At 65.2% G+C, this 24,506-nt stretch carries 21 protein-coding genes and 1 pseudogene; 7 read left to right on the plus strand and 15 right to left on the minus strand.

The window, feature by feature from the left end; genetic code table 11:
• Window positions 1–43 precede the first annotated feature (43 nt).
• The 4 genes from ACVJGD_RS24270 to ACVJGD_RS24285 form a co-directional block, all read right to left on the minus strand.
• Window positions 44–1,135, minus strand: coding sequence for an ABC transporter ATP-binding protein (locus ACVJGD_RS24270; protein ID WP_456636672.1), 1,092 nt, complete (start codon window positions 1,133–1,135; stop codon window positions 44–46).
• Window positions 1,136–1,150: 15 nt separating this feature from the next.
• Window positions 1,151–2,002, minus strand: a complete 852-nt coding sequence (locus ACVJGD_RS24275; protein WP_456636673.1) for a carbohydrate ABC transporter permease — start codon at window positions 2,000–2,002, stop codon at window positions 1,151–1,153.
• Window positions 2,002–2,943 carry a carbohydrate ABC transporter permease gene (locus ACVJGD_RS24280; RefSeq protein ID WP_456636674.1) on the minus strand — a complete coding sequence of 314 codons (942 nt, stop codon included), beginning with the start codon at window positions 2,941–2,943 and terminating at the stop codon, window positions 2,002–2,004. The genes ACVJGD_RS24275 and ACVJGD_RS24280 overlap by 1 nt, the downstream gene beginning before the upstream one ends.
• 91 nt (window positions 2,944–3,034) lie before the next feature.
• Window positions 3,035–4,369 (minus strand): ABC transporter substrate-binding protein, encoded by a 1,335-nt coding sequence (locus ACVJGD_RS24285; RefSeq protein ID WP_456636675.1) that lies wholly within the window; start codon window positions 4,367–4,369, stop codon window positions 3,035–3,037.
• A 255-nt stretch (window positions 4,370–4,624) separates the two neighbouring features.
• Here ACVJGD_RS24285 and ACVJGD_RS24290 point away from each other — a divergent pair, with 255 nt between their 5' ends.
• From ACVJGD_RS24290 to ACVJGD_RS24300, 3 genes are all read left to right on the plus strand, one after another.
• Window positions 4,625–4,927, plus strand: a complete 303-nt coding sequence (locus ACVJGD_RS24290; protein WP_456636676.1) for a hypothetical protein — start codon at window positions 4,625–4,627, stop codon at window positions 4,925–4,927.
• Between the two features lie 167 nt (window positions 4,928–5,094).
• The gene (locus ACVJGD_RS24295) at window positions 5,095–5,772 is read left to right on the plus strand and encodes a response regulator (RefSeq protein WP_456636677.1); all 678 of its coding nucleotides are present in this window, start codon (window positions 5,095–5,097) and stop codon (window positions 5,770–5,772) included.
• Window positions 5,769–7,694 (plus strand): sensor histidine kinase, encoded by a 1,926-nt coding sequence (locus ACVJGD_RS24300; RefSeq protein ID WP_456636678.1) that lies wholly within the window; start codon window positions 5,769–5,771, stop codon window positions 7,692–7,694. Before ACVJGD_RS24295 ends, ACVJGD_RS24300 begins: the two co-directional genes overlap by 4 nt.
• Before the next feature lie 351 nt (window positions 7,695–8,045).
• Here ACVJGD_RS24300 and ACVJGD_RS24305 read toward each other — a convergent pair whose 3' ends face one another.
• The 3 genes from ACVJGD_RS24305 to ACVJGD_RS24315 all read right to left on the minus strand — a co-directional run bounded on the left by ACVJGD_RS24305 (window position 8,046) and on the right by ACVJGD_RS24315 (window position 10,237).
• Window positions 8,046–8,768 (minus strand): hypothetical protein, encoded by a 723-nt coding sequence (locus tag ACVJGD_RS24305; protein WP_456636679.1) that lies wholly within the window; start codon window positions 8,766–8,768, stop codon window positions 8,046–8,048.
• Window positions 8,769–8,887: 119 nt separating this feature from the next.
• Window positions 8,888–9,133: a hypothetical protein gene (locus tag ACVJGD_RS24310; protein WP_456636680.1), complete on the minus strand. Its 246-nt coding sequence runs from the start codon at window positions 9,131–9,133 to the stop codon at window positions 8,888–8,890.
• A gap of 144 nt (window positions 9,134–9,277) precedes the next feature.
• On the minus strand, window positions 9,278–10,237 hold the full coding sequence (locus tag ACVJGD_RS24315; RefSeq protein WP_456640355.1) for an NAD(P)H-dependent flavin oxidoreductase: 960 nt from the start codon (window positions 10,235–10,237) through the stop codon (window positions 9,278–9,280).
• A gap of 113 nt (window positions 10,238–10,350) precedes the next feature.
• On the opposite strand from ACVJGD_RS24315, the gene ACVJGD_RS24320 reads away from it, so the two are divergent.
• Entirely contained in the window at window positions 10,351–11,913 is a 1,563-nt protein-coding gene (locus ACVJGD_RS24320) for an AMP-binding protein (protein ID WP_456636681.1), read from the plus strand.
• 155 nt (window positions 11,914–12,068) lie between these two features.
• Here ACVJGD_RS24320 and ACVJGD_RS24325 read toward each other — a convergent pair whose 3' ends face one another.
• The 8 genes from ACVJGD_RS24325 to ACVJGD_RS24360 all read right to left on the minus strand — a co-directional run bounded on the left by ACVJGD_RS24325 (window position 12,069) and on the right by ACVJGD_RS24360 (window position 19,374).
• Window positions 12,069–14,120 carry an ATP-binding protein gene (locus tag ACVJGD_RS24325; protein WP_456636682.1) on the minus strand — a complete coding sequence of 684 codons (2,052 nt, stop codon included), beginning with the start codon at window positions 14,118–14,120 and terminating at the stop codon, window positions 12,069–12,071.
• A 188-nt stretch (window positions 14,121–14,308) separates the two neighbouring features.
• The gene (locus tag ACVJGD_RS24330; protein WP_456636683.1) at window positions 14,309–15,082 is read right to left on the minus strand and encodes a thioesterase family protein; all 774 of its coding nucleotides are present in this window, start codon (window positions 15,080–15,082) and stop codon (window positions 14,309–14,311) included.
• 11 nt (window positions 15,083–15,093) lie between these two features.
• A complete protein-coding gene (upp, locus tag ACVJGD_RS24335) occupies window positions 15,094–15,729 on the minus strand; it encodes a uracil phosphoribosyltransferase (RefSeq protein WP_456636684.1) in 636 nt (211 codons plus the stop codon).
• 170 nt (window positions 15,730–15,899) lie between these two features.
• Window positions 15,900–16,868: an NAD(P)H-dependent flavin oxidoreductase gene (locus tag ACVJGD_RS24340; RefSeq protein WP_456636685.1), complete on the minus strand. Its 969-nt coding sequence runs from the start codon at window positions 16,866–16,868 to the stop codon at window positions 15,900–15,902.
• Window positions 16,869–17,033: 165 nt separating this feature from the next.
• Window positions 17,034–17,591: a hypothetical protein gene (locus ACVJGD_RS24345; protein WP_456636686.1), complete on the minus strand. Its 558-nt coding sequence runs from the start codon at window positions 17,589–17,591 to the stop codon at window positions 17,034–17,036.
• A gap of 192 nt (window positions 17,592–17,783) precedes the next feature.
• A complete protein-coding gene (locus ACVJGD_RS24350) occupies window positions 17,784–18,365 on the minus strand; it encodes a YqaA family protein (RefSeq protein ID WP_456636687.1) in 582 nt (193 codons plus the stop codon).
• A gap of 62 nt (window positions 18,366–18,427) precedes the next feature.
• A complete protein-coding gene (gene hisE, locus ACVJGD_RS24355) occupies window positions 18,428–18,826 on the minus strand; it encodes a phosphoribosyl-ATP diphosphatase (RefSeq protein ID WP_456636688.1) in 399 nt (132 codons plus the stop codon).
• A 110-nt stretch (window positions 18,827–18,936) separates the two neighbouring features.
• Window positions 18,937–19,374: a hypothetical protein gene (locus ACVJGD_RS24360; RefSeq protein WP_456636689.1), complete on the minus strand. Its 438-nt coding sequence runs from the start codon at window positions 19,372–19,374 to the stop codon at window positions 18,937–18,939.
• Between the two features lie 239 nt (window positions 19,375–19,613).
• On the opposite strand from ACVJGD_RS24360, the gene ACVJGD_RS24365 reads away from it, so the two are divergent.
• The 3 genes and pseudogenes from ACVJGD_RS24365 (at window position 19,614) to ACVJGD_RS24375 (ending at window position 24,293) form a co-directional block, all read left to right on the plus strand.
• Window positions 19,614–20,672 carry an ABC transporter substrate-binding protein gene (locus tag ACVJGD_RS24365; RefSeq protein ID WP_456636690.1) on the plus strand — a complete coding sequence of 353 codons (1,059 nt, stop codon included), beginning with the start codon at window positions 19,614–19,616 and terminating at the stop codon, window positions 20,670–20,672.
• A gap of 170 nt (window positions 20,673–20,842) precedes the next feature.
• Window positions 20,843–22,622, plus strand: a pseudogene (locus ACVJGD_RS24370) (glucan ABC transporter ATP-binding protein/ permease).
• Window positions 22,623–22,829: 207 nt separating this feature from the next.
• Window positions 22,830–24,293 (plus strand): serine hydrolase, encoded by a 1,464-nt coding sequence (locus ACVJGD_RS24375; protein WP_456636691.1) that lies wholly within the window; start codon window positions 22,830–22,832, stop codon window positions 24,291–24,293.
• Window positions 24,294–24,506 lie beyond the last annotated feature (213 nt).

Below are 24,506 nucleotides of genomic sequence, written 5' to 3' on the forward strand. Positions count from 1 at the left end.
CGTGCGAACACGCCACGCCATCCCGAGCAGGCTACGAGAAACCTCAGATCGCCGCCTGCGACACGTGGTCAAAGAAGTACAGCCGGTCGGGATTGAGCGCGAGGCGAAGCCGGTCGTGGACTTTCGCTTTGACGGTCGGTTCGACTGCGGCCACCATCGTGTTGGGGCCGACCCTCACGTCCAGCAGAATCTGGGAGCCGAGCTTCTCGATGACCTCGACCACGGCATCGAAGCTGAGGTCCGCCTCCTCGCTGCCGGATGCGACGTGCAGGTCCTCCGGCCGGATCCCCAGCGTGACACTCTCTCCGACATGCTGGCGGAGCCGGCCCGCGAGCTCGGCCGGCAGCTTGATGCGGATGCCCTCATGGCGGGCCCAGAGAGCGCCGTCAGTATCAGCCATTTCCACCGTCGCGAAGTTCATGGCCGGGGAGCCGATGAAGCCTGCGACGAAGCGGTTGGCGGGCTCGTTGTAGAGCTCGAGCGGCTCGCCCACCTGCTGGACGACACCATCCTTCATGACGACCACGCGATCGCCAAGCGTCATCGCTTCGACCTGATCGTGGGTGACGTAGATCGCGGTGGTGCCGAGGCGGTCGTGGATCTTCTTGATCTCCACCCGCATCTGGATGCGCAGCTTGGCGTCGAGATTCGATAGCGGCTCGTCGAACAGGAACACCTGCGGATGCCGAACGATGGCGCGGCCCAGGGCGACGCGCTGCCGCTGGCCGCCGGAGAGCTGCCGCGGCTTGCGCTTGAGCTGCTCCTCGATGCCAAGGATTTCAGCCGCAGCCTTCACGCGCTCGGCGATCTCGATGCGATCGAACCCCCGCATCTTCAGGCCGAAGGCCATGTTGTCGTAGACGCTCATGTGCGGGTAGAGCGCGTAGTTCTGGAACACCATGGCGATGTCGCGGTCCATCGGCGGCAGCTCGTTGACAACCCGCTCGCCGATCAGGATCTCGCCCGACGTGATCGTTTCGAGCCCGGCCACCATGCGCAGCGTCGTCGTCTTGCCGCAGCCCGATGGACCGACAAGGACCACGAATTCCTTGTCGTGAATCTCGAGGTTCACGTCCTTGACGGCGTGGACCCCGTCAAACCTCTTGTTCAAGTTCCGTATGATGACCCGGGACATCGCTCACCCTTTGGCTCACCCTTTGACGGACCCGGTGATGCCGGCGACGTAGTACTCGACGAAGAAGGAATAGATCAGCGCCACCGGCACCGAACCGAGAAGGGCGCCGGCCATCAGCGAGCCCCAGTAGAACACGTCGCCGCGGACAAGCTCCGAGGTGACGCCGACGGAGACCGTCTTCTGCTCCGGCGAGGACAGGAAGACGAGGGCATAGATGAACTCGTTCCACGACAACGTGAAGGCGAAGATTCCGGCTGAGAGGATACCCGGCACGGCGACCGGGAAGACGATGTAGACCATCGCCTGCCACCGCGTCGCGCCGTCGATCCGCGCGCATTCCTCGAGCTCGCGCGGGATCGCCTTGAAGTAGCCCATCAGCAGCCAGGTGCAGAAGGGAATGAGGAAGGTGGGGTATGTGAGAACGAGCGCCCAGGGCGTATCGCCGAGGCGGAAGTTGCGGATGATATCGGCGAGCGGAATGAACAGCAGCGTCTGCGGCACGAGATAGGTGATGAAGATTCCGGTGCCGAGGCTGCCGGCGAGCGGAAATTTGAGCCGCGAGAGCGCGTAGCCGGCGAGGAGCCCGCAGAAAAGCGAGATCACCGTGGCCAGTACCGAGATGAAGAAGGTGTTCAGCATCCACCTGCTGAACAGCGTCTCGTCCAGGAGGTAGCGGATATGGTCGAGGGTCGGATTGAAGGTCCAGAACGGGGTGTAGTTCGGCGCCATCCAGGGACGATAGAGCTCGGCGTCCGGCCGCACCGTCGTCACCATCATCCAATAGAATGGGAACAGCAGCCCGATCACGAACAGCGCAAGCGGCAGATTGAAGAAGACCCAGCGACGCCAGCGCGCACCTTCTATCATCAGAGCGTCTCCACGCGGCGGATATAGAGGAGCTGCACCACGACGACGACGAGCAACACCGGGAACATGGCGAGCGATATCGCCGCGCCCTCGCTCAACAGACCCGTGCCGACGCCGACCTGATAGGCATAGGTGGCGAAGAGCTGCGTGGCGTTGGCCGGTCCGCCGCCGGTCAAGATATAGACGAGCTGGAAATCGGCGAATGTCTGGATCACCGAGAACAGCACGACGACCATGGTGACCGGCAGCAGCAGCGGCCAGGTGATATAGCGGAAGCGCTGCCAGGGCCGCGCTCCGTCGATCGCGGCCGCCTCGGCCAGCTCCGGACTGATGGTCTGCAATCCAGCGAGCAGGCTGATTGCGAAGAACGGCACGCCGCGCCAGACATTGACGATCATCACCGAGATCAGCGCAAGTCCGGGCTCGCCCAGCCAATTGATGCGGGTGCGGATGATGCCTAGGTGAAAGAGCGTCCAGTTGATGACGCTGAAGGTCGGATCGAACATCCACTTCCACGCAAAGGTCGAGAGCACGGTCGGGATGATGAAGGGCAGCAGGATGAAGGCGCGGGTCAGGGCCTTCGCCCTGAAATGGCGGTTGAGCAGCAGGGCAAGCCACAAGCCGAGCGCCAGCTTGAACACGGTCGTCACCGCCGTGTAGAGAATCGTGTTCCAGACTGCGATGCGGAAGATGCTGTCGTTCGCCAACACTGCGAAATTCTGCAGTCCGACGAAGTTTCCGGGAACGCCGACCTTGGCGTCGGTCACGGCCAGCAGCACGCCCTTGACGAAGGGATAGGCGATGAAGAGGCCGAGCAGCACGGCGGTCGGCAGCAGCAGGAAGAAAGCGAACCAGCGCTCGTTCTCGAGAACTCGCGTGACCGGGCCGCGCCGCGGCGCGGCCACAGAGGGTCTTGCAGCGGCGACGGAGTCGACGGCCATCGAGTGTTTCTCCGAACGGCTGCCGGAGCGCTGCGGCCGCGGGCCGCAGCACCGAGGCGAGATCAAAACCTAGCGCGCCGAGGAAGACGCTTCAAGCAGCATAAATCCTTGCGACCTCCTCGTGCGCCCATTTCACAGCGTCTTGGGCCGGCATGCCCTGTATCGCCTTTGCCGTCATGTCGACCATGATGTACTTGCTCAGCACCTCGGCTGCACGGCGGTCGGCTGGTCCGGCATAGCCAGGGAAACGTCCGGCCCGCGCCGCCGTCCGGAAGGGCAGCATCACGGGATCCTTCTCCCAGAGCTTATCCTGCTCCCAGATCGTGGTCGCCCCGACCGAGTAGCCCTGCTGCGAGTCGAACCACGCCTGATAGACCGGTTTCGAGGTGATCCAGCGCAGGAACTCCTTGCCGGGCTTTGGGTCCTTCACATACTTCATCAGCATGTTCGACATCGGCAGGTGATAGCCGAACTGGCCGGCGGCGCCCTTGGGCAGCGGCGAGTGCAGGATGTCCTGCCAGAGCGGGGTGCCGGTTTCGGTAAGGTAGACCTGGGGCTTGCGCTTGGCCTCGATGTAGATCGAGGCGCCGTTCAACGTGGAGCTGATCGTGCCTGCGAGGAAGGCCCGGTTGTTGCTGCTGTCGTCCCAGGCCAGCCCGCCCTCGTCATAAGCGTCGCTCCAGAAGCCGACCGCGAACTTGACGGAATCGACCGTCGCCTTGGAGTTCAGCGTCACCGTCTTGCCGTCCGCTTCGACCTCCTTGCCACCCCATGACCAAAGATACGGATAGGCATAAGTCGGCGGGTCGCCGAAGCTGTGGCCGACCGTCTGCCCCAGGGGCCTGCCCTTCGCCTTGAGCTTCTTGCCGGCCTCGCGGTATTCCTCCCAGGTCTGCGGGAACTTCGGGGCCTCGTACCCGATCTCCGCGAACCAGGACTTGCGGTACGCCAGTTGCGCACCGAGCACGCACCAGGGGACCGCGATCCACTTCTTGCCGTCATTGGCGACGACGCGCGATTCCTCGTAGAAGCCGCCCTGCGCCTGGCCGATCTCCTCTGCCACATCGCTGACATCGATGACGCTCTCGGGATAGAGCTGCGCCCAGTTGTTGAGCGCGCAGATCACGTCCGGTCCGGTGCCGGACTGAATCGCCGAGGTGGTGCGCGCCTGGATGTCGTTGCCGTTGATCATCTCGATGTTGAGCTTGACGCCGAGCGCCTTGGCGCATTCGGGAATGATCACCTTGCGGAGCACCTCGTCCGAGGCAGGAACGAAATCGTTCCAGCGCAGCCAATGAAGCGTCGTTGCTTGTGCGAAGGCGGGGGCCTGCTTCAGGGCAAGAATTGACGCCAATCCCCCAGTCCTTGCCGCGACTGCACCACCGCCGGAAAGCTTGAGTAGCTGACGCCGACTTATGCGAGGCATGATCTGTCCTCCCTGTTATCCTGTAGGTTGAATTCTCCTCTTTGCATGCAGACGTCACCCAAGCGACCTGGACGTAAGAGACTTGGGCGTACTCGAAATACTAGCACGCCTGCCCAATTCCGATAACAGCGTGGCTGGGGGGCTGGAGCCCGTTCCGTCTCTTTCAAGAGCCGTAGGGCAAAAAAATCGCCATGGCGCGGGAAGCCGGCCGCGTGTATAAGCCGGTAGCTTCTTCCGCAACATGAAGAGGCCGATATGAACGACTTGCATGCGTGGCTCTCGCAACAGCACCATGGCTTGCGAACCTTCCGAAACTTCCAGCAAAAACTCGACGCGTTGACGAGGGACGAGCCCGGGCAGCAGGCTTTGTGCCGGCTGCTGAGCGATCTCGTCGGTGGCTATATCGAAAGCTTCGACGAGGAACCTCTGCCCGTTGACGTCGCAGACCACGCCTATCAGCGCCTGCTTGACCTGGTTGGTAGCCTCGACCTTCAGGCCAACGCCGACCGTCGCTTGGCCGACATCAATCGCGTAGCGGCGTACGACCTGCTGCATTGATCGCGCAGATTGTCCGGGCAAGCCGCCCCCCGGCACGACCGGATCGCGCCTTGCATCCGCAGGTGGCCGCCGCCCTCCCTGTTCCCATAATCATGGTGTCGTAAAATCCCATCCCGTGGTTATGCTGACGGCGGGTGCGCCGGGCGTGATGCGGCGGGAGCGGGTGGATGAAGGGGTCAGGCGAAACGAGCGCCGCACAAGCGATCAGCATTTTGCTGGTCGAGGACGATGCGCCGACCTCATGGCGGTTGCAGGATGCGCTGGCGAAGGCGGGATATGACGTGCGGGCCGCGGCGACGCTCGCGGAGGCGCGCGCTGCCTTCGCCGATGGCCCGCCAAGGGTGCTGCTCACCGACCTGAAGCTGCCGGACGGGCACGGCGTCGAATTGATCCGCGAGACGCGGCAGCGTTTTCCAGAGACCGAGGTCATGGTGATCTCGGCACTCGGGGACGAAGAGAGCGTGATCTCCGCGATCACGGTCGGCGCCACCGGCTATCTGCTCAAGGATGCCTTTCCGACCGACATTGCCACCACCGTCCGCGACCTGGTCGCCGGACATTCGCCGATCTCGGCTTCGATCGCGCGCTTCATCGTGCGGCGGACACAGGACAGCGCCGTGCCGGCGCAGGGGCCGCCGCTCAACACCGCGAAACTCACGCCGCGCGAAATCGACATCCTCTGGGGCATCGCCAAGGGATTCAGCTATGCCGAGATCGCCACCCATCTCGGCCTGTCGCGCCAGACCGTGCCCGGTCACATCAAGAACATCTATCGCAAGCTCGAGGTGCATACGCGCGGCGAGGCGGTGTTCGAGGCGGTGCAGCAGGGCCTGATCAAGCTGTGAGCGAAGTAGCGGCGAAAGCGGACGTCTCGGCGCACAGGCGGCGCCGGCTTCGCGTCGCGCAACTGGTTGCGATTTCGCAGGCGCTGATCGTGGTCGCCTGCATCCTGCTGCTGCGCCTGCTGCCGCCTGACGGGCCGGAAAATTATGCGCGGACCGAATTCACGCTGCAGGAACGCGGCGTCACCGGTCCGGTCACGCTGCCTCACTTCACGTCGTCCCGCCTCTCGCTGGAGGATCCGCCGCGCTTTGCCGGGACCTTCACGTGGACCGGGAGCGAGGCGGAGCACGCCTGGTCGGTGTTCCTGCCGCGCTTCATCAACGCAGTGGAAGTCGCGGTCAACGGCGTCGTGATCCTGGACTCCCGCCGCGATGCCGCCGCCAACCGCCCCAACCGCAACACGCCCGCGATCGCGATGATCCCATCGTCGCTGCTCCGCCAGGGCCAGAATCAACTCACCGTCCGGCTGTTCGTGTGGGGGCCGCTCAAGGGCTTCCTCGATCGCGTCTATGTCGGGCCGGATGAGACGCTGCGCCCGTCCTATAACGCGCGGGCGCTGTTGTTCGTCACGCTGCCGGTGATGTTCTCGGCCTGGCAGGCGATCCTTGCCGTAATCCTCGCGATCATGTGGGTCATGCGTCGCCACGAGCCCGCCTATGGCGTGCTGGCGGCGGCGATGATGCTGGGATTCGTGCAGCAGGTATTCCTGCCGCCGCCGGTTCGACCGGCATTGGATTCGGCGCTGAGCGCAATCCTGGTCGCCTCCGCCCCGACCGAAAGCGCGCTGGTCGTGAGCTTCGCGCTGCTGTTCTTCGGCCGGCGGTGGCCGCGCTACGGCGCGCTGCTGTTCGCCCCGAGCCTCGCGCTGGTGGCTGCGGGGCCGTTCGCGAGCCAGGCTACGACGCTCGACCTCTTCATGTGGATCGGCGCGCCGACGGTAGGCTTCTGTTTGATCCTGCTGGCGGCGATCGTGTTCCGCGAGGTCGTGATGCGGCGGGACGTCGCGAGCTTCCTGCTTGGCTGCGCCATCACCATCGTGCTGACGTCCTGGGTGCACGATATCGCAGCCGTCTTCGGAATCACGTCGGATCCGCCCATCTTCGTCACGCGGCTGTCCTATTCGGCGATGCTGGTCGCGATCGGTGCCGGACTGACCTGGCGGTTTGCCCGCGCACTGAACGAGGTCGACAGTTTTGCCGGCCACCTGGTGACGCGGGTGCGCGAGGCCGAGGAACGGCTGAAGGCGAGCTTCGCCGGCGACGAGGAGCGAGCCCGCGCGGCGGCGCTCGCGCTGGAGCGAACGCGGCTGATGCGCGACCTGCATGACGGGCTGGGCGGCCAGCTCGTCAGCATCGTCGCGCTGGCCGAACGCAGCAATGCCAGCGCGACGATCGCCGAGGCGGCGCGGGCGGCGCTGAAGGATCTGCGCCTCGTCATCGATTCCATGGACGATATCGGCGGCGACCTGATGCTGGCGCTCGGCACCTGGCGCGAGCGCGCGATGGCGCAACTCCGCTCCCACGACATCGCGCTCGAATGGCGCGTGGCAAGCGCGCAGGGCATGCCGGTGCACCCGGAACTGCGGCCCTGGCACGTCATCCAGATCGTGCGGCTCTTGGATGAAGCGCTTACCAACGCGGTCAGGCATGCGGAAGCGCGCCGCGTGACGGTGACGATCGAGACGCTGACGGAAGGCCCTGATGCGGGCCGCGGATGCATCAGCATCGAGGACGACGGCAAGGGCTTTGCCATCACGCCCGATGGTGCAGCCACGGAAAAGCCGGCCTCGCGCGGCCTGCGCAACATGCGCAGTCGCGCCAAGCGTTGCGGCGCCGAATTCGACCTGAGCTCGGATGCATCCGGCACGCGCGTGCGGCTCAAACTGCCGCTGCGCTTCCCCGACGGCGACGGAGTGACCGGTTGAACGGTTGCCTTCGAAATTCGACCTTTCCCCGCGCGAGCGGGGAAAGGCCGAGGCAAATGCGAGTATGATTGCGATTATGACTACGTGAGAACAATCCAGTAACAAGACTTCGCTGACCGGCTTGCGACGCAAGCGGGGCGGTCGCGGCAGCCGGATGCGAACCTAGATGCCGCAACACGGCGCACGAAACCATGCCATGAAGATGGGAGTGCGCCCGGCGCGAATCGCAATGCCGCGATGTTCCGGCCGCCTGATTTCAGACCCACGCAAGAAGGACCGCGGGGCGGGTTCGTAATCCGCCCTACGAGCAGTCGGGAGGGGGGCGATGCGGACTTGCCCGCGGTACGCCGCTCAGATCATCGCGGCGACTTTTTCCAGGCCGATGATGCGGGCGAGCGAGCGGACCTCGTTCTTCTGGTCCTCGCGCAACTGGAACAGGAGCGGCATTGCCGCCGATTTCAACTGCTGGACTTCGTCGGAGTCCGGATCGATCGGCACGCCGGCTGCGTTCGGATCGGCCTGGCGCTTCTGGTGGATCTTGCGGGCGACGGCGCGAAGCGCGGTCTCGACCGCCGGCCAGTAATATTCCTGCGACGAGGTCAGCTTGAGCCGGTCCTTGATGCCGGCGATCTGCGCATCGCTGAGCAGCGCGTAGTTCTTCTGCGCGGCGGGCCTGGCGGCCGCCTTCGGCTTGGGGAGCGCCGGCGTGGTCGGCTGCGCGGCCGCTGGCTCGTTCGCGGGCTCGGTCAATTTCGGCAGGCCGACATCGGCAGGCTCGGTCGAGGCATAGGCCTGGCGCAACGAGGACGTGAGATCCGGGATCGCCGCCTGAGCCTGGGCCTGAAGCTGCGCCTGTGCCGGGGTCTGCGGTGGAGGCTCATAGGCGGCAAGCGCGTAGGCCACGACCGCGAGGCGGTCCTTCTTGCTCTCCTTGTTGGAGACAGGATGAGCGAGCGTGGAATCCTCCGCGACAGTGCGCGGCATCGGCACGCTGTCACGGCTCAAAATGCTGGTGGCGGCGGCGCCAACCACAAGGAAGCAGGTCAGCGCGATGATGGTAATGGCCCGAGTCAATGACGTCTCCATCGCGGCCGGACTTTCTACGAAATTGAACGCCAATTGCGGCGTTAGCATGCCCTTGGAACCGCTAATGCGCGGAAATGTCGAAAAAATCTCGCCGAGGCCCGTGAAAATCAGGCCGCCGCCGCGAGCTCATAGGCTTCCTGGATGTCGGCTATGATCTCATGGGCTTCGAACAGAGCGGACCCCGATACCGAATGCAGGCTGATAGTCCAGTTGGTCCGGCGGGTGCGGGGCATGCCGACGATGTCGAATTCGACGTTGCGACAAAGCGGATGGCGCTGCAAGGCGTGGTGGACGCGGCTCCGAAGCTCATCGAGGGTCGCGGGGGTTTTGGTGAGAAAGGCCTCAAGAAGCACGTCGCATCCCCTTCATCCTGCGCCAGCCCGGTCATGGCGGCGGGCTGTCCTGCGCGGCTATTGTTGGGGCGAACGTAGTTAATGCCGGGTTAAATGGGGGATTCGTATTAATCGTAGCCCGGATTGCGCTGCGCTCCCTCCGGGCTACAGGGCGGCGCGATACTCCTCGACCGTCCGCGCCACCAGTTCATCCACCGCGAGCACATCCGTCACGCCGGAGGCCGAATGGCCGGCGCTCCAGATGTCACGCCATCGCTTCGGGCGGCTTTCGCGGGCACCGATGTCGATATCCTTGCCGATATCGATGGCGCCGCGCTGCGGCAGGTCGTCCGGATCGAGGCCGGCGGCTTCGATCGAGGGGCGCAGCATGTTGGTCTGCAAGCCGGTGAAGGCGGTGGTGAGCAGGATGTCGTCCGCTCCGCTTGTGACCAGCATCTCCTTGTAACGCGCGTCCGCCATGCTCTCGCGCGTGGCGATGAACTTGGTGCCCATATAGGCGAGGTCGCAGCCGAGCGCTTCGGCGGCGCGGAGCGCGTGGCCATCGCAGATGCCGCCGGCGAGCACGATCGGACCTGCAAAGAAGACGCGGACCGCACGCACGAACACGAACGGATTGAGCCAGCCGGTCTGCCCGCCTGCGCCTGCCGTGAGCAGCACCAACCCGTCGGCGCCGGCCTCAATCGCGCGTTCGGCGTGGCGGATCGAGGCGACGTCGGCGAACACCAGCGCGCCGGCATCATGTAGCGGCGCCAGCACAGGCGCCGGCGAACCGACCGACGTGATGACCATCTCCGGCTTGTGACGCAGCAGCACCTCCAGATCCTGCTGCAGCCGCGCGTTGGAGCGGTGCACGACCAGGTTCGGGCAGATCGGCGCGGCCGCTTTCCCGCTCGCATCGGAATGATATTGCAATCGATTCTCGATCTCGGTGAGCCACTGGTCGAGCTGTTCGGCCTCGCGGCAATTCACCGTAGGAAAGGAGCCGATCACGCCATTGCGGCAGGCGGCTACCACCAGTTCGACGCCGGAGACCAGAAACATCGGCGCCGCGATCAGCGGCAGCGAGAGGCGTTCGCGAAAGCGCGAGCGAATGTTGTTCGACAGCAAGACGTTTCTTCCCTCTCCCGGCTTGAGCCGCTTCGTTGTTGTGCTAGCGTTCTCGCCAACATTGGCACGAAGAAATGCCAGACACAAAACCGACAGGAGGAATTTTTCAGATGAGCCATCCGCTCTATGCGTTTCCACCGGTGTGCGAGCAGACGCTGCGGGCGCTGGCACGCTACCCCTCGCGCACCGCCTTCAGTTGGCCCGGCGGCTCGATCACCTATCAGGGCGCCACCGACCTGATCGGGCGATTCCAGAACGTGTTCATGCGGCTCGGCTTCGCGCCCGGCACCCGCGTCGCGCTGCTGACCGCCAACCGGGCCGACACCTGCTGCGCCGGCGTCGCCGCGCAGCTCGCACGACTGGCGATCACCTGGCTGCATCCTCTGGGATCGCTGGACGATCAGCTATTCCAGATCGAGGATTCGGACGCCGAGATGCTCGTCATCGATGCCGCGACCTTCCGCGACCGCGGCGGCGATCTCGCAGCGAAGGCCGCAGGCATCAAAACCGTGTTCACGCTTGGCCCCGCCGATTATGGCATCGACCTGTTGCAGGCAATCGAGCAGGCGGGGCACGCCACCGCGCGCTGCCTGGCTGAACCGGACGACATCGCGACGCTGAACTATACCGGCGGCACGACCGGCAAATCCAAGGGCGCCCTGCGCTATCACCGCGAATATGGCGGCTTCGCCGGCGCGATCCTGGCCGATTTCGAGATCCCCGAGACGCCGCGCTATCTCACGGTGGCGCCGATCAGCCACGTCGCCGGAACGAAGGTGCTGCCGACGCTGATGCGCGGCGGCACCGTGCACATGCTCAAAGGCTTCGATCCCGAGGCCGTGCTCAAGACCATCGAGCGGGAGAAGATCAACTTCACGCTGTTCGTGCCGACCATGATCTATGTGCTGCTCGATCATCCGGCGCTGGACAAGACCGATCTCTCCTCGCTTGAACTGTTGCTTTATGGCGCCTCGGCGATGTCGCCGAGCCGGCTGGTCGAAGGCATCGAGCGGATCGGGCCGGTGTTCTCGCAGCTCTACGGCCAGACCGAATGCTATCCGGTCTCGGTGTTGCGCAAGGCCGACCACGATCCGAAAACGCCGGAATTGTTCCTGTCCTGCGGCTTCCCCATTGCGGCTTGTGATGTGAAGATCCTCGACGACAACGACGAGGAGGTCAGGGCCGGCGAGCCCGGCGAGATCTGCGTGCGCGCGCCGCACGTGATGGCGGAATACTGGAAGCGGCCGGACGCGACAGCGGAGACACTGAAGAACGGCTGGCTGCACACCGGCGACATCGCCCGCGCCGACGAGCGCGGCTACATGTACATCCTCGACCGCAAGAAGGACATGATCGTCTCCGGCGGCTTCAACATCTATCCGCGCGAGGTCGAGGACGTGCTCTCGCAGCACGCCGATGTCGCGATGGTGGCGGTGGTCGGCGTGCCCGACGACAAATGGGGCGAAGCGGTCACCGCTGTTATCGTCGCCCGCGACGGCGCGCGGCCGGACGCGGACGAGCTGATCAACCTGGTGAAGGCCAAGAAAGGCTCGGCGCACGCACCGAAGCAGATCCGCTTCGTGAAGGAATTGCCGATGACCGGCGTCGGCAAGGTCGACAAGAAGGTGCTGAAGGCAAGCTTCTGGGCCGGCCGCGAGCGGATGGTGGGGTGATGGAGCGGCGCCGGTGGCCTCATGGTTCGAGACGCGCGCGAGCGCGCTCCTCACCATGAGGGTCTAGAGTTGCGCTGAGCTCTCAGACCCTCATCCTGAGGAGCGCGGAACGCGCGTCTCGAAGGATGAGGCCACCGGCGTCGCCCGAAGCCCCCTCACCGCAGCAATTGGTCCAGGCGGTCGCGCAACTGATCCTGATGATACGGCTTCGCCAGCCGCGGCAGGTCGACCTGCACGCCGTCGGGCAGTTCGGCATAGCCGGTGGCGAGCAGGATCGGCAGCGACGGACGCACTTTTCGCGTGGCGGCGGCGAGCTCGAGCCCGGTCATGCCCGGCATCACGTGATCGGTCATCATCAGGTCGAGCGGCTGCTCGCTGCGGAGGATATCGAGCGCATGAAGGCCTGAGGTGGCGCCGATCACGCGGTGGCCGAGATCCTCCAGCATCTCCGTCGTCGACATCGCGATCAACGGATCGTCGTCGACGTACAGGATCACCGCGGAGCGCTTGAGCTTGCGCGACGGCGGCGCCGGGTGAGCTGCTTCCGCGAGCGTCGTCGCGACCGGCAGCATCAGCGTTGCGGTGGTGCCCTGGCCTTCGATACTGGAAAGCTGCAGCGTGCCGCCGAGCTGCACGGCGAGCCCATGCACCATCGACAATCCGAGCCCGGTGCCCTTGCCGAGCGGCTTTGACGAGAAGAACGGCTCGATCGCGCGCTTCAGGATCTCCGGCGTCATCCCGGTGCCGGTGTCGATCACCGACAGGTTGAGATAGCTGCCCGGCTTGAGCGCCGGATCCTTCGCGGCCTGATCTTCCGCCACCTTGATGTCGATCGTGCCACCGTCCGGCATCGCGTCGCGCGCGTTGATCGCGAGATTGAGAATCGCAAGCTCAAGCTGGTTGGCGTCGATCCGCGCCGGCGGCAGGCCTTCGGGAAGGTCAAGGCGCAATGCGATCCGCGGCCCCAGCGAGCGCTCGAGCAGATTGCTCATGCCCTGGATCAACGCGCGCAGATCGACCGGCACCACGCGCAGGTCCTGCTGGCGGGCGAAGGCGAGCAGCCGCTGCGTCAGCGAGGCGCCGCGCTCGGCACCCTGCATTGCGCCGTCGATGAGGCGATGCAGGCGCTGGTCGCCGGGCAGGCGCTTGCGCAGGAGTTCGAGATTGCCCATCACCGCCATCAGGAGATTGTTGAAGTCGTGGGCGATGCCGCCGGTGAGCTGGCCGATGGTCTCCATCTTCTGCGCATGGCGCAATTGCTCCTGCGCCTTTTCGCGGGCGGCGACTTCTTTCAGGAGGTCGGCGGTGCGCTGCTCGACGCGCTGCTCCAGCGTCGCCGTCAGCTCCGAAAGCGCGGTGCGCTCGGCCGCAAGCTGGGCCAGCAGGTTTTCGCGCTCGATCTCGGCGGTCTTGCGCAGGGTGATGTCGGAGCAGACGCCGACCAGCGACTTGAGGCTGCCATCGGGCCGCCGCACCGCGCGGGCGCGCACGTCGAGCCAATGCTGCGAGCCGTCCGGCCAGATCACCCGATATTCGATCGCATAATGCTTGCTGGTGCGGATGCTTTGCTCGAGGACGGCACGACGCCGCGCGCGGTCGTCGGGATGCACGGCCTCGAGGAGCTCCCGATAGGTGAACGGCTCGCTCGCGCGACGGCCGAAATAGGTCTTGCAGATGTCCGAGGCCTCGAGCTCGAATTCGGGCAGGTGCAATTCCAGCGCGCCGAGCTGGCCGGCATTCAGCGCGGTCTGCAGCAGGCTCTCGCTTTCGGTGAGGTCTTCGAGGATGGCGCGGGTCTGGTACTGACGGCGCCGGCCACGCACCGCGGAGCCGACGATGCTCGCAAGCGTGGTAGGGTGAAACGGGCGCTCGGTGAACGTCACATTGCCCAGGATCTTGCCGAGCCGTACCGCGCCCGGATCGCGTTCCGGGCTGCCGCCCTGGGTCAAGAGCACGATCGGGAAATCCGACCATGACGGCTGATCGTTGAGCCATCGCGTCAGCCCGGTCAGATCCGCCCCCTTGATCGCGTCATCGGCGATGACGGCCAGGCCCGCGCCGCTTGCGATCTCGCGCCTCAGCGCGGCGAGATCACCGCAGACGTTGGCATAATAGCCGGCCTCGTGGATCAAGCAGGCGGTCTCGGCGGCTTCACGCTCGGTCGCGGCAAGGACTAACGCACGCTCGGAGGAAGGACCCGGCCTCACGGCACGCTCCGGCTTGAAAAAAGCTTACCTGCAATAGGATAGGAGGCGACGACGACTGACGCTTGCCCGGCAGCGAGCGTCACTCCGCCGGCCGCTAAATCAACGCGCTTCATGATAGCCCTCAACGAGGCCAAACTCGCCCGGCATCGAAGGGTTCCAAGCCGACGAAGCGATTTTTCGCGGCGTTGTTAGCGCTTCTCGATCACCAGGCTTTGCACGGCGCGGCCGAAATAGCCGCGCTCGTCGGCGAGGCGCGACATCGCAAGTCCCGCCCCGTCGGGGCCGGTCCAGCTCTCGCCGTCGAGCAGAATCCACTCGCCGACCGGCTGCCGCGCCAGGCTCACGGTGAGGTCGGCATTGATGAAGGTCCACTCCCTGAAATCGAGTGCGGACGAGGTGCCGTTGCTGAAATCGGCGGCGACCACCGCGCGCATTGCCTGCGACACCGGCGACCCCGCGATCAGCGTCCGGTCGACGCGAAACCAGATCGCGGCAGGGCCAACCATGCCGAACCGGCCGCGCGCGGCGCGCATCGAGATGCAGCTCGTGAACGGGCTGCCGGCATTGTCGGCGGGCTCGACCATCGATTGATCGGGGCCGGGAAGCCCGAGCGGCAGATCAACGACATCGGGCGGCAATGCCTGCGCCTGCGATTTGATCCGCAGCACGGAGGCCGCGACCACAGGCACACCTTCGGCCAGGAGCCGCACGCCGCAGAGCTGGATCTTGCGGCCCTCGCGCAGGATCTCGGTCTCGATGGTGAGCGGCGCGACCGGCACCGGCCGCATCAGGTCGATGGTGACGCGTGTGATCTGCATCGGTACCGGCGTGGGCAGGGACTCCGCGGCCCACACCACCAGCGCCGCGGGCGCGGAACCGTGCTGCATCTGCGGATGCCAGGGGCCGGCGGCATCGGGGCTGGTGACGACCTTGCTGCCGTCGACGCGGAAGATGGGGTCCATGACGTCAGGGCCTATTTGGTGCCGAACATGCGGTCGCCGGCATCGCCGAGGCCGGGCAGGATGTAGCCGTGGTCGTTCAGCCGCTCATCGATGGCCGCGGTCCAGAGCGGCACGTCGGGATGCTCCTTCTGGAAATGCGCGATCCCCTCAGGGGCGGCCAGCAGGCAGACGAAGCGGATGTCGCGGGCGCCGCGCTTCTTCAGGAGCGTCGCGCCGGCGACGGCGGAATTGCCGGTCGCCAGCATCGGGTCCATCAGGATCGCGGTGCGGTCGGCCAGATCGTGCGGTGCCTTGAAGAAATATTCGACCGCTTCCAGCGTCTCGGGATCGCGATAGAGACCGATATGCGACACGCGTGCGGAGGGCACCAGCGCGAGCATGCCGTCCAGGAAGCCGACGCCGGCGCGCAGGATCGGCGCGAAGGTCAGTTTCTTGCCCGCGATCATCGGCGCCTGCATCGGCATCAGCGGCGTCTCGATATCGACCAGTTCGAGCGGCAGGTCGCGCGTCACCTCATAGCAGAGCAGCATGCCGACCTCGTTCACGAGTTCCCGGAAACTCTTGATCGACCGGTCGCGCTCACGCATCAGCGTAAGCTTGTGCTGCACCAGTGGATGGTTGACGACGGTGACGGCGGCGGCGCTCATGGCGGTATTTGTCGCACAGGCGTTGTGGCTGCATCAAGGGTGTGCGGACGGCAACGCGTGCCCCACTCCGTCATGGCCGGGCTTGACCCGGCCATCCACGCGTTTCCGCGATGTGCAAGGACGTGGATGCCCGGGACGAGCCCGGGCATGACGAGGCACAACGCGACTGTTCACAGCGGCGGATCGACCGCTTCCTCGTATTCCTTCTTGAAACGCGCGATCAGTTCGGCGGCGGGTACGATCTTTTCGACGCTGCCGACGCCCTGGCCGCTTCCCCAGATCTCCTTCCAGGCTTTCGGCTTCGCCCGCTCGCCGGAGGCGTCGGTGCCGAAGCTCATCTTGGAGGGATCCGACGTCGGCAGGTTGTCCGGATCCATGCCGGCGGCGACGATCGACGGCTTCAGATAATTGCCGTGCACGCCGGTGAACAGGTTGGAATAGACGATGTCTTCGGCGGCCGAGCCGGTGATCATGTTCTTGTAGCCTTCGACCGCGTTCGCTTCTTTCGTCGCGATGAAGGCCGAGCCGATATAGGCGAAGTCGGCGCCGAGGATGCGCGCGGCGCGGATCGCCCTGCCGTTGCCCATCGCACCCGACAGCGCGATCGGGCCGTCGAACCACTGCCGCGTCTCCGTGACGAACGGGAACGGCGACAACGTGCCGGCATGGCCGCCCGCGCCGGCCGCCACCAGGATCAGGCCGTCGGCGCCCTTCTCGATCGCCTTATGTGCGAACTTCTGATTGATCACGTCGTGGAAGACGATGCCGCCCCAATTGTGCACGGCCTGATTGAGCTCCTCGCGCGCGCCCAGCGAGGAGATGATCATCGGCACCTTGTGCTTCTCGCAAAGCGCAAGGTCATGATCGAGCCGGTTGTTCGATTTGTGCACGATCTGGTTGACCGCGAACGGCGCCGAGGGTCGCTCCGGATGCGCCCTGTCATGGGCCGCGAGCTCTTCCTTGATCCGCGCCAGCCATTCGTCCAGCAGCTCCGGCGGCCGCGCGTTGAGCGCCGGAAACGATCCGACCACGCCAGCCTTGCACTGCGCGATCACGAGATCGGGCACGGAGATGATGAACAGCGGCGCACCGATCACAGGAATCGACAGACGGCCCTTGAACAAGGCAGGCATGGACATCAGGGAAGATCCTTCGGTTAGCTGAGAAAAGCGACTGGGCTCAAGATGCCAGACATCATACCAGAAAGGCAATCTTTCCAGTGTCAAGTATTGCGTTTTGGCGCTACTGGCAGATGCGGACTCGGCTGCGCTCCCTCTCCCGCTTGCGGGGAGGTGAAGTAGGCGCTACTGGCAGATCGCCCGTGTGACGAAATTTTCCGTCCGGCAGTCATTGGGCCCGCGCTTGTGGCCGGGCACGAACACGATCGGAGAGCATTTCTCGGCGGCGTCGGTGTCCAGGCTCTTGCCTTCCTTGTAGCCCTTGCTCTGGCACAGCCTGTCGGCGCCGGCCTTGCAGTCCGGCGCACCATTGGCGGCCACCAGGCAGGCCGCGCGGCCGGTGACGATCGATGACGGCTTTGTGAGGGCGGACAGGCTCTCGCCGGCATCCTTGGTGCGTGCGTTGAGGTCGTCGAGGGTCTCGCCCGGGCTCTTCAAGGGCGGCAGGATCGACTTGGATTTTTCGAACAGCTTGCTGATCTCGTTGATGAGGCCCGGGTTCTCCTCGCGCGCGGGCGGCGGCGGAGGTTGGTTCGGCTGTGCCGGTTGCTGGACGCCGAGTGAGGCTGGCGGTGCGGCTTGCGGGAGGGCGAATTCGGGGGCGAGTGTCAGCATCGACAGGGCGAGGCCCGCCTTGGCCGTGGACGGTCCGATGCGAACGAGAAGCCCGAGTCGATCAAGCATGGGGAAGCGTAACCCGACGATGCCGCTGCGGCAAAGTGCTTTCCGCCACACCTGCCGCCCTCATCCTGAGGAGCGCGCTTTGCGCGCGTCTCGAAGGATGGGCCACGGGCCTCATGGTTCGAGACGGCGCTTCGCGCCTCCTCACCATGAGGAGTTAGAGATCGCTCGCGGCAGCAAGGCAGCGATATCGCGTCAAACCAGCTTGAAGGCTATGTAGAAGCCGAGCACGAGCACGATCGCGCCGATTGCGACCCAGAAGCCGAGCCGTTTCTCCAGCTCCTTGCGGATGAAATCGCCGTAGCGGTTGAGCAGGACCGCGACCACGAAGAAGCGGCCGCCGCGCGCGACGATCGAGCACAGGATGAACAGCCAGATGTTGTAGCCGGCAAAGCCCGAGGTGATGGTGACGAGCTTGTAGGGGATCGGGGTCAGACCCTTGAGCAGGATGATCACCGCGCCCCATTCGGCATAGGAGGCACGGAAGGCATCGACCTTGTCGTTGAGGCCGTAGATGGTGATCAGCCAGTGGCCAAGAGAGTCGTAGAGCAGCGCGCCGATGGCGTAGCCGAGCACGCCGCCGGCCACCGACGCGATCGTGCACACGGTGGCGAACCACCAGGCGCGCCTCGGCTGCGCCAGCGACATCGGCAGCAGCATGATGTCGGGCGGAACCGGGAAGAACGAGCTCTCAGCGAAGGATACCGCTGCGAGAATCCAGAGCGCGTAGGGTTTGTCGGCGGCGTCGATGCACCAGTCGTAGATCCGTTTCAGCATGGGCGCGATCAACCATCATGGAGCGCATTTGTCCATGCCGGCAAAAGAGGATTGTTGGCGGGTCAGCGCCGCTTCCGCAGACTGCTTTCGAGCGCGACAATTCGCCGCCGCACGGCCGGCTCGGCCGGCGGCTTGGACAGTCTGGCGCCGGTCTTCGGCAGTTTTTCGGCGATCCCGAGCAGATGCTCGCGCCGTTCCATCTCTTTCCAGACATCCTCCGGCTTCACCCCGGCGGCTGCCCACAAAACAGTCAGATTATAGAGGAGATCGGCGCTCTCGCGGACCACGGCGTCAGTCTTGCCGCTGAGGGCGTCGATGACGACCTCGATCGCTTCCTCGGCCAGCTTCTTGGCCATCTTGGACGGCCCGCGCTGAAATAGCCGGGCGGTGCGCGACGTCGCCGGATCGAGATCCCGGGCCGCGAGAACCGCCTGATAGAGCCGCTCGAGCGAATCACTCATTCCTCAAGCCTAATTCAAACCTCTGGCCAGCGTGTTAACACGCTGACCGTAGAGCGAAAAAAAACCACCGGCCGCGCGGGCCGGTGGCGTCGTCTCGATCAAATTCGCGTTTACCAGCTCGCGAGCGGGTGACCGCGATAGTACGGCACGCCGCGGCCATAGCCGCCGCCGTAATAATACGGGCCGCCGCCATAGTAGGCCGGACCGCCGTAATAGACCGGGCCGCCACCATAATAGCCGTAGGAATCATAGTAGTCGCGACGGCTCTGGGCGGCGGCGATCGCAAGCCCCGTCCCGACGATGCCGGCAAAAGCGGCTGCAGCGGCCGCGCCACCACCGCCACCGCGATAGTATCGCCGGCGGGCGCTGATATCGGTGGCGCCGCTGGTGCCGGTCTGCGCCGTGACCTCCTTGGTGACCTCCTTGGCCTTCGGGGCCGAGCCCGCATAAGCCATCGACGGCTCGACCGCCGTCAGCGCGACCGCGGCAATTGTCGCCAGCGCACCGGCCCGGCCGATCGATGAAAACACACCTTTTCGCGCAAACATCTGAGTAGTCCTCCGTGGAAGCTCGGCCCGTCGGGCCGCTGATAGCCAACCACGGGTGCGATCCTAAGTTCCCCAAACCGAATGCAGGCTGAACGATCCCTGGCGAAATCGTGGCAGTCATCAAGCATTCAGGTTAGAAGCGGCAGAATGGCACCGCTGAACGGGCAAAAACGCGCGTTCGGTGTCACGAAACAGACATAGCCCGCGCGACAGATTGTCTCGCACCTTTCGACGTGATCATGCGCGCAGCCAGGACTCCGACCCGCCGAACTTTCCTGGGCCTTGCGATCGGCCTCGGCGGCAGCCTGTGGTCTCGCGCAAGCCGCGCACAAAACGCGAGCGCCGCCAAGCAGCCGATCGCGATCCAGCTTACGCTCGACCGTCCGATCGATGCGGCGGTGTCGCCCTTCGTGATGGCAGGCGTCGGCGGATTGTTCAGCGCAGAGGGGCTCGCGGTCACCACCAACATCGCGAGCGGCTCGCAGGACGCGATCGCGCGCGTCAGTTCGGGGATGAGCGATTTCGCGCTGGTCGACATCAACACGCTGATCCGCGCGCGAGACCGGCACAGCGCTGCACCGATCAAGGCGATCTTCGTGCTGTTCAACCAGGCGCCCTACGCCATCATCGCGCGCAGGAGCCGCGGCATCCGCGCACTCTCCGACGTCGAGGGCAAGAATCTCGGCGTCGCCGAGGGCGATCTCTCGATCCGGCTGTGGCCCGCGGTCGCCAGGCAGAACGGCATCAAGCCGGCAACCGTGAAGCAGAGCAGCATCAGCCCCGCGGTGCGCGAGCCGATGCTGTCGGCGGGACAGGTCGACGCGGTCACCGGTTTCTCCTACCTGTCGCCGATCAATCTGCGCGATCGCGGCGTGCCGGCGGACGATCTCGCGGTGCTGCGCTTCGCCGAATACGGCTGCGAGGCCTATGGCGCCGCGCTGATCGTCAATCCGAATTTGGCGGCCGCCAAGCCAGAGGCCGTGAAGGGCTTTGTGCGGGCGGTGATCGCGGGAACGCATCTTGCGATCAAGGAACCCGCGCGAGCGGTGAGCGAGGTGGTGAGCCGCATGGACGCCGGCTCGCGCGAATTGGAGTCCGAGCGGCTGCGCGCCATTATCGGCGACAACATCCTCACCGCGGAGGTGAAGCACCACGGCCTCGGCGGCATCGACACGAAGAGGTTCGAGCGGTCGATCGACCAGATCGCAGAGGATTTCAAATTCCAGAAGCGGCCGACCGCGGCGGATATCTTCGATGATGCGTTTCTACCGCCGACCGATGCGCGCGTGGTGAATTGACTAAATCTTTCCGCGTCCACTGACCTCATCCTGAGGAGCGCGCTTGCGCGCGTCTCGAAGGATGAGGGTCAAGAGCTTGGCCGTGAAAAGCCATCACACAACGTGGATAATATCTTTCGCTAACCATCGCGCTCTGGTTCTTGCGTGCGATCCCGGATTAGAATGGCGGCATGTCGCTGCTTCGTCTTTACGTTCGCGTGCTCGAATTGCTCGGCAAGGAGGCGCGGCTCGGCTGGATCCTGGCCGGCGCCAATCTCCTGCTCGCCTGCGCGCAATTCGCCGAGCCGGTGCTGTTCGGCAAGATCGTCGACGTGCTCTCGGGCAAGCCGGTCACCGGGCTGATCGCGTCCACCTCGCCATGGCCGCTGCTCGCGGCCTGGGTCGCGTTCGGCCTGTTCACGATCGGGTGTAGTGCCATCGTGGCGCTGCATGCCGACCGGCTCGCGCATCGCCAGCGGCAGGCGGTCCTGACCGATTATTTCGAGCATATCCTGCAACTGCCGCTGACCTTTCACACCGGCACCCATTCGGGACGGCTGATGAAGGTGATGCTGAACGGCACGGACGCGCTGTGGCGGCTCTGGCTCGGCTTCTTCCGCGAGCATTTCGCCGCGATCCTGTCGCTGGTCGTGCTGTTGCCGCTGTCGCTCTACATCAACTGGCGGCTTGCGATCCTCCTGTTCGCGCTCTGCGTCGTCTTCACCGTGCTGACGACGCTGGTGGTGCGCAAGACCTACGGCATGCAGAGCGAGGTCGAGGAGCATTACAGCGACCTGTCCGCGCGCGCTTCCGACGCGCTCGGCAATGTCGCGCTGGTGCAGAGCTTCGTCCGCATCGATTCGGAGGTGCAGGGCCTGCGCTTCGTCGCCGACAAGCTGCTCGCCGCACAGATGCCCGTGCTGTCGTGGTGGGCGCTGGTGACCGTGATCACCCGCGCCTCCACCACCATCACCGTGCTTGCGATCTTCACGGTCGGCATCGTGCTGAACCAGCAGGGGCTGACCTCGGTCGGCGAAATCGTGATGTTCGTCTCCTTCGCGACCATGCTGATCCAGAAGCTCGAGCAGGTGGTGAGCTTCATCAACAACGTGTTCATGGGAAGCGCCGCGCCTGAAGGAATTCTTCGACGTGCTGGACGCGGTGCCCGCGGTGCGCGACCGGCCCGGCGCGATCGACACCGGCCGCCTGTCTGGCCTGATCGAATTCAACGACGTCTCCTTCTCCTACGACGGCAAGCGGCCGGCCGTGGAGGATTTGACCTTCACCGCGCTGCCCGGCCAGACCATCGCGCTGGTCGGCCCGACCGGCGCCGGCAAGTCGACCGCGATCGCGCTGCTGCACCGCGCCTTCGATCCGCAGTCGGGCATCATCAAGATCGACGGCATGGATATCCGCGCGCTGAAGCTGACTGCGCTGCGACGGAACATCGGCGTGGTGTTCCAGGAGGCGCTGCTGTTCAACCGTTCGATCGCCGAGAACCTGCGCGTCGGCAAGCCCGACGCCACCGACGAGGAACTTCGCACCGCTGCGGCGCGGGCGCAGGCGCTGGAATTCATCGAGCGCAGCGAGAAGGGATTCGACACCCATGCCGGCGAGCGCGGCCGCATGCTGTCGGGCGGCGAGCGACAACGCCTGTCGATCGCCCGCGCGCTGCTCAAGGACCCGCCGATCCTGATCCTGGACGAGGCGACCAGCGCGCTGGACGCCGTCACCGAGGCCAAGGTGAACGCTGCTCTCGATGAAGTGATGAAGGGCCGCACCACCTTCGTGATCGCGCATCGCCTCTCCACCATTCGCCATGCCACCCGCATCCTGATGTTCGACAATGGCCGGGTGATCGAAAGCGGAACTTTCGATGAACTGGTGGCGAAAGGCGGCCGTTTTGCCGATCTGGCGCGGGCCCAGTTCATGGTTCAGGAGAACGCGCGGGCGAGCCTGCAGGCGGAATAGGCCGCGGTCCGCCGGCCGCGAAATTGTCGAAATTCAGCCGATTTCGTCCACGATTAAATCAGCCGGCCTCTGTTCTCCAAAGACGACCCGGTATAGGGTTTGCAGCGCCGCAAAATGCGCCCGCGCCGGATACGCTTGAACCCCGAACGTCACATCTGAACGCCCACCTGTTCAAGGCGGGTCTTCATCAAGGACCGGACCAGGATAGTGCACCTTCTTCGCCCGCTGCTTCGCCGACTTCTTCTCCTCCTCCTCGTCGCCGCCGCGGCCATCGCTCTTGCGCCGCGCGCGAGCAATGCGGAGGCGCTGCTGGTGGTGGAAGCCGATACCGGAAAGGTGCTGCAGGCCGACAACGCGACCATGCCCTGGTATCCCGCATCGGTCACCAAGCTGATGACGACCTATGTGACGCTGAAGGCGGTGAAGGACGGCCGCATCTCGCTCGACACGCTGCTCACGGTCTCGCCGACGGCCGCTTCGCAGTCACCCTCGAAGATGGGTTTCCGTCCGGGCACGCAGGTCACCGTCGACAATGCCCTGAAGATGATGCTGGTGAAGTCGGCCAACGACATGGCGGTCGTGCTCGCCGAAGGCGTCGGTGGATCGATCGACGGCTTCTCCGCGATGATGAACGCGACCGCGCAAAAGCTCGGCATGACGCAGACGAACTACGTCAATCCGAACGGGCTGCCGGCGGACGGCCAGGTCACCTCGGCGCGCGACCTTGCGATCCTCGCCCGCGCCATCATCCGCGACATGCCTGAATACGAATATTTCGTGCACATCCCCTCGATCCGCTTCGGCCGCCGGATCACGCAGAACTTCAACCGCCTGATCGGCCGCTATCCCGGCGCCGACGGCTTCAAGACCGGCTTCATCTGCGCCTCCGGCTACAACCTCGTGGCGTCGGCCACGCGTGACGGCAAGCGGTTGATCGCGGTGGTGCTCGGCGCCTCGTCGGGCCGTATGCGCGCGGTCCGCGCGGCGCAACTGCTCGATCGCGGCTTTGCTGGCAACGGCCTGTCCTGGCTCAAGCCCTCGCTCGGCACGGTGGAGAATCTCGCGCCGGTCGACGCCTCGCCGCCGAACCTGCGCGACGAGATGTGCGGCCCCAAGCGCAAGCGGCCCGCCACCGACGAAGACGAGGACACCGTCGCCAGCACCAGCAGCAGTAGCGGGGAGACCGGCGCGACCTTCTTCGCCGCCGCCCTGCCGCCGCCGGTCTTCAAGCCGGCCGACTTGCTGGCGCAGCCGCCGGAGCCGTCCGAGCCGGTTGTGGTCTATACCGGCCCGACCCGGACGGGCGCGGCGCTGATCGCCGCGGTCGCGGCGGACGCCGAGAAGGACGCACCAAAGCCGCGCAAGAAGAAGACGCATGTCGCGGCGAAGAAGCCGGACGCCGCTGCCGAGGGCAAGTCGGACAGCAAGTCCGACGCGAAGCCGGATGCAAAGCAAGCCAAGGCGGATACGAAGCAAGCGGCGAAGCCGGAAGCCAAGCCGGCGGCGAAGCCGGCTGCTGCCAGGCATGCCAATGCCAAGTCGGATAGCTCTGCTGCAAAGCCCTCCGAGAAATCCGCCAGCGCTGCCGCCACAGGCGACAAGCCTGCGGCAAAGCCCACCAGGCCGAAGGCGGTGGCCAAGCCGAAGAACGACAGCAAGCCAGCCAGTTAACCGCGCCGCAATATCGGTAATTTCACCTCTCCCGCTTGCGGGAGAGGTCGGCGCACTCGGATCGGCGCTTCGCGCCGTCCGAGCACAGGCTCCGCGCCGGGTGAGGGCTCTCTCCACTCAGGGAGTCCCAGTGCGGAGACACCCTCTCCCGCAAGCGGGAGAGGGAGCGCAGGTCCTTTGCGGCTGCAACTCAACTTGATCTCAGGATGATCT

This window comes from Bradyrhizobium sp. USDA 10063 (assembly GCF_054063735.1).

Bases quoted from the DNA above. Each gene is read 5' to 3' on its own strand.
- ACVJGD_RS24360 (WP_456636689.1), bottom strand. From the start codon at position 19,374: ATGTTTGCGCGAAAAGGTGTGTTTTCATCGATCGGCCGGGCCGGTGCG.
- ACVJGD_RS24365 (WP_456636690.1), top strand. From the start codon at position 19,614: ATGCGCGCAGCCAGGACTCCGACCCGCCGAACTTTCCTGGGCCTTGCG.
- ACVJGD_RS24345 (WP_456636686.1), bottom strand. From the start codon at position 17,591: ATGCTTGATCGACTCGGGCTTCTCGTTCGCATCGGACCGTCCACGGCC.
- ACVJGD_RS24285 (WP_456636675.1), bottom strand. From the start codon at position 4,369: ATGCCTCGCATAAGTCGGCGTCAGCTACTCAAGCTTTCCGGCGGTGGT.
- ACVJGD_RS24330 (WP_456636683.1), bottom strand. From the start codon at position 15,082: ATGGACCCCATCTTCCGCGTCGACGGCAGCAAGGTCGTCACCAGCCCC.
- ACVJGD_RS24280 (WP_456636674.1), bottom strand. From the start codon at position 2,943: ATGGCCGTCGACTCCGTCGCCGCTGCAAGACCCTCTGTGGCCGCGCCG.
- ACVJGD_RS24320 (WP_456636681.1), top strand. From the start codon at position 10,351: ATGAGCCATCCGCTCTATGCGTTTCCACCGGTGTGCGAGCAGACGCTG.
- ACVJGD_RS24270 (WP_456636672.1), bottom strand. From the start codon at position 1,135: ATGTCCCGGGTCATCATACGGAACTTGAACAAGAGGTTTGACGGGGTC.
- ACVJGD_RS24290 (WP_456636676.1), top strand. From the start codon at position 4,625: ATGAACGACTTGCATGCGTGGCTCTCGCAACAGCACCATGGCTTGCGA.
- hisE (WP_456636688.1), bottom strand. From the start codon at position 18,826: ATGAGTGATTCGCTCGAGCGGCTCTATCAGGCGGTTCTCGCGGCCCGG.
- ACVJGD_RS24350 (WP_456636687.1), bottom strand. From the start codon at position 18,365: ATGCTGAAACGGATCTACGACTGGTGCATCGACGCCGCCGACAAACCC.
- ACVJGD_RS24340 (WP_456636685.1), bottom strand. From the start codon at position 16,868: ATGTCCATGCCTGCCTTGTTCAAGGGCCGTCTGTCGATTCCTGTGATC.
- upp (WP_456636684.1), bottom strand. From the start codon at position 15,729: ATGAGCGCCGCCGCCGTCACCGTCGTCAACCATCCACTGGTGCAGCAC.
- ACVJGD_RS24275 (WP_456636673.1), bottom strand. From the start codon at position 2,002: ATGATAGAAGGTGCGCGCTGGCGTCGCTGGGTCTTCTTCAATCTGCCG.
- ACVJGD_RS24295 (WP_456636677.1), top strand. From the start codon at position 5,095: ATGAAGGGGTCAGGCGAAACGAGCGCCGCACAAGCGATCAGCATTTTG.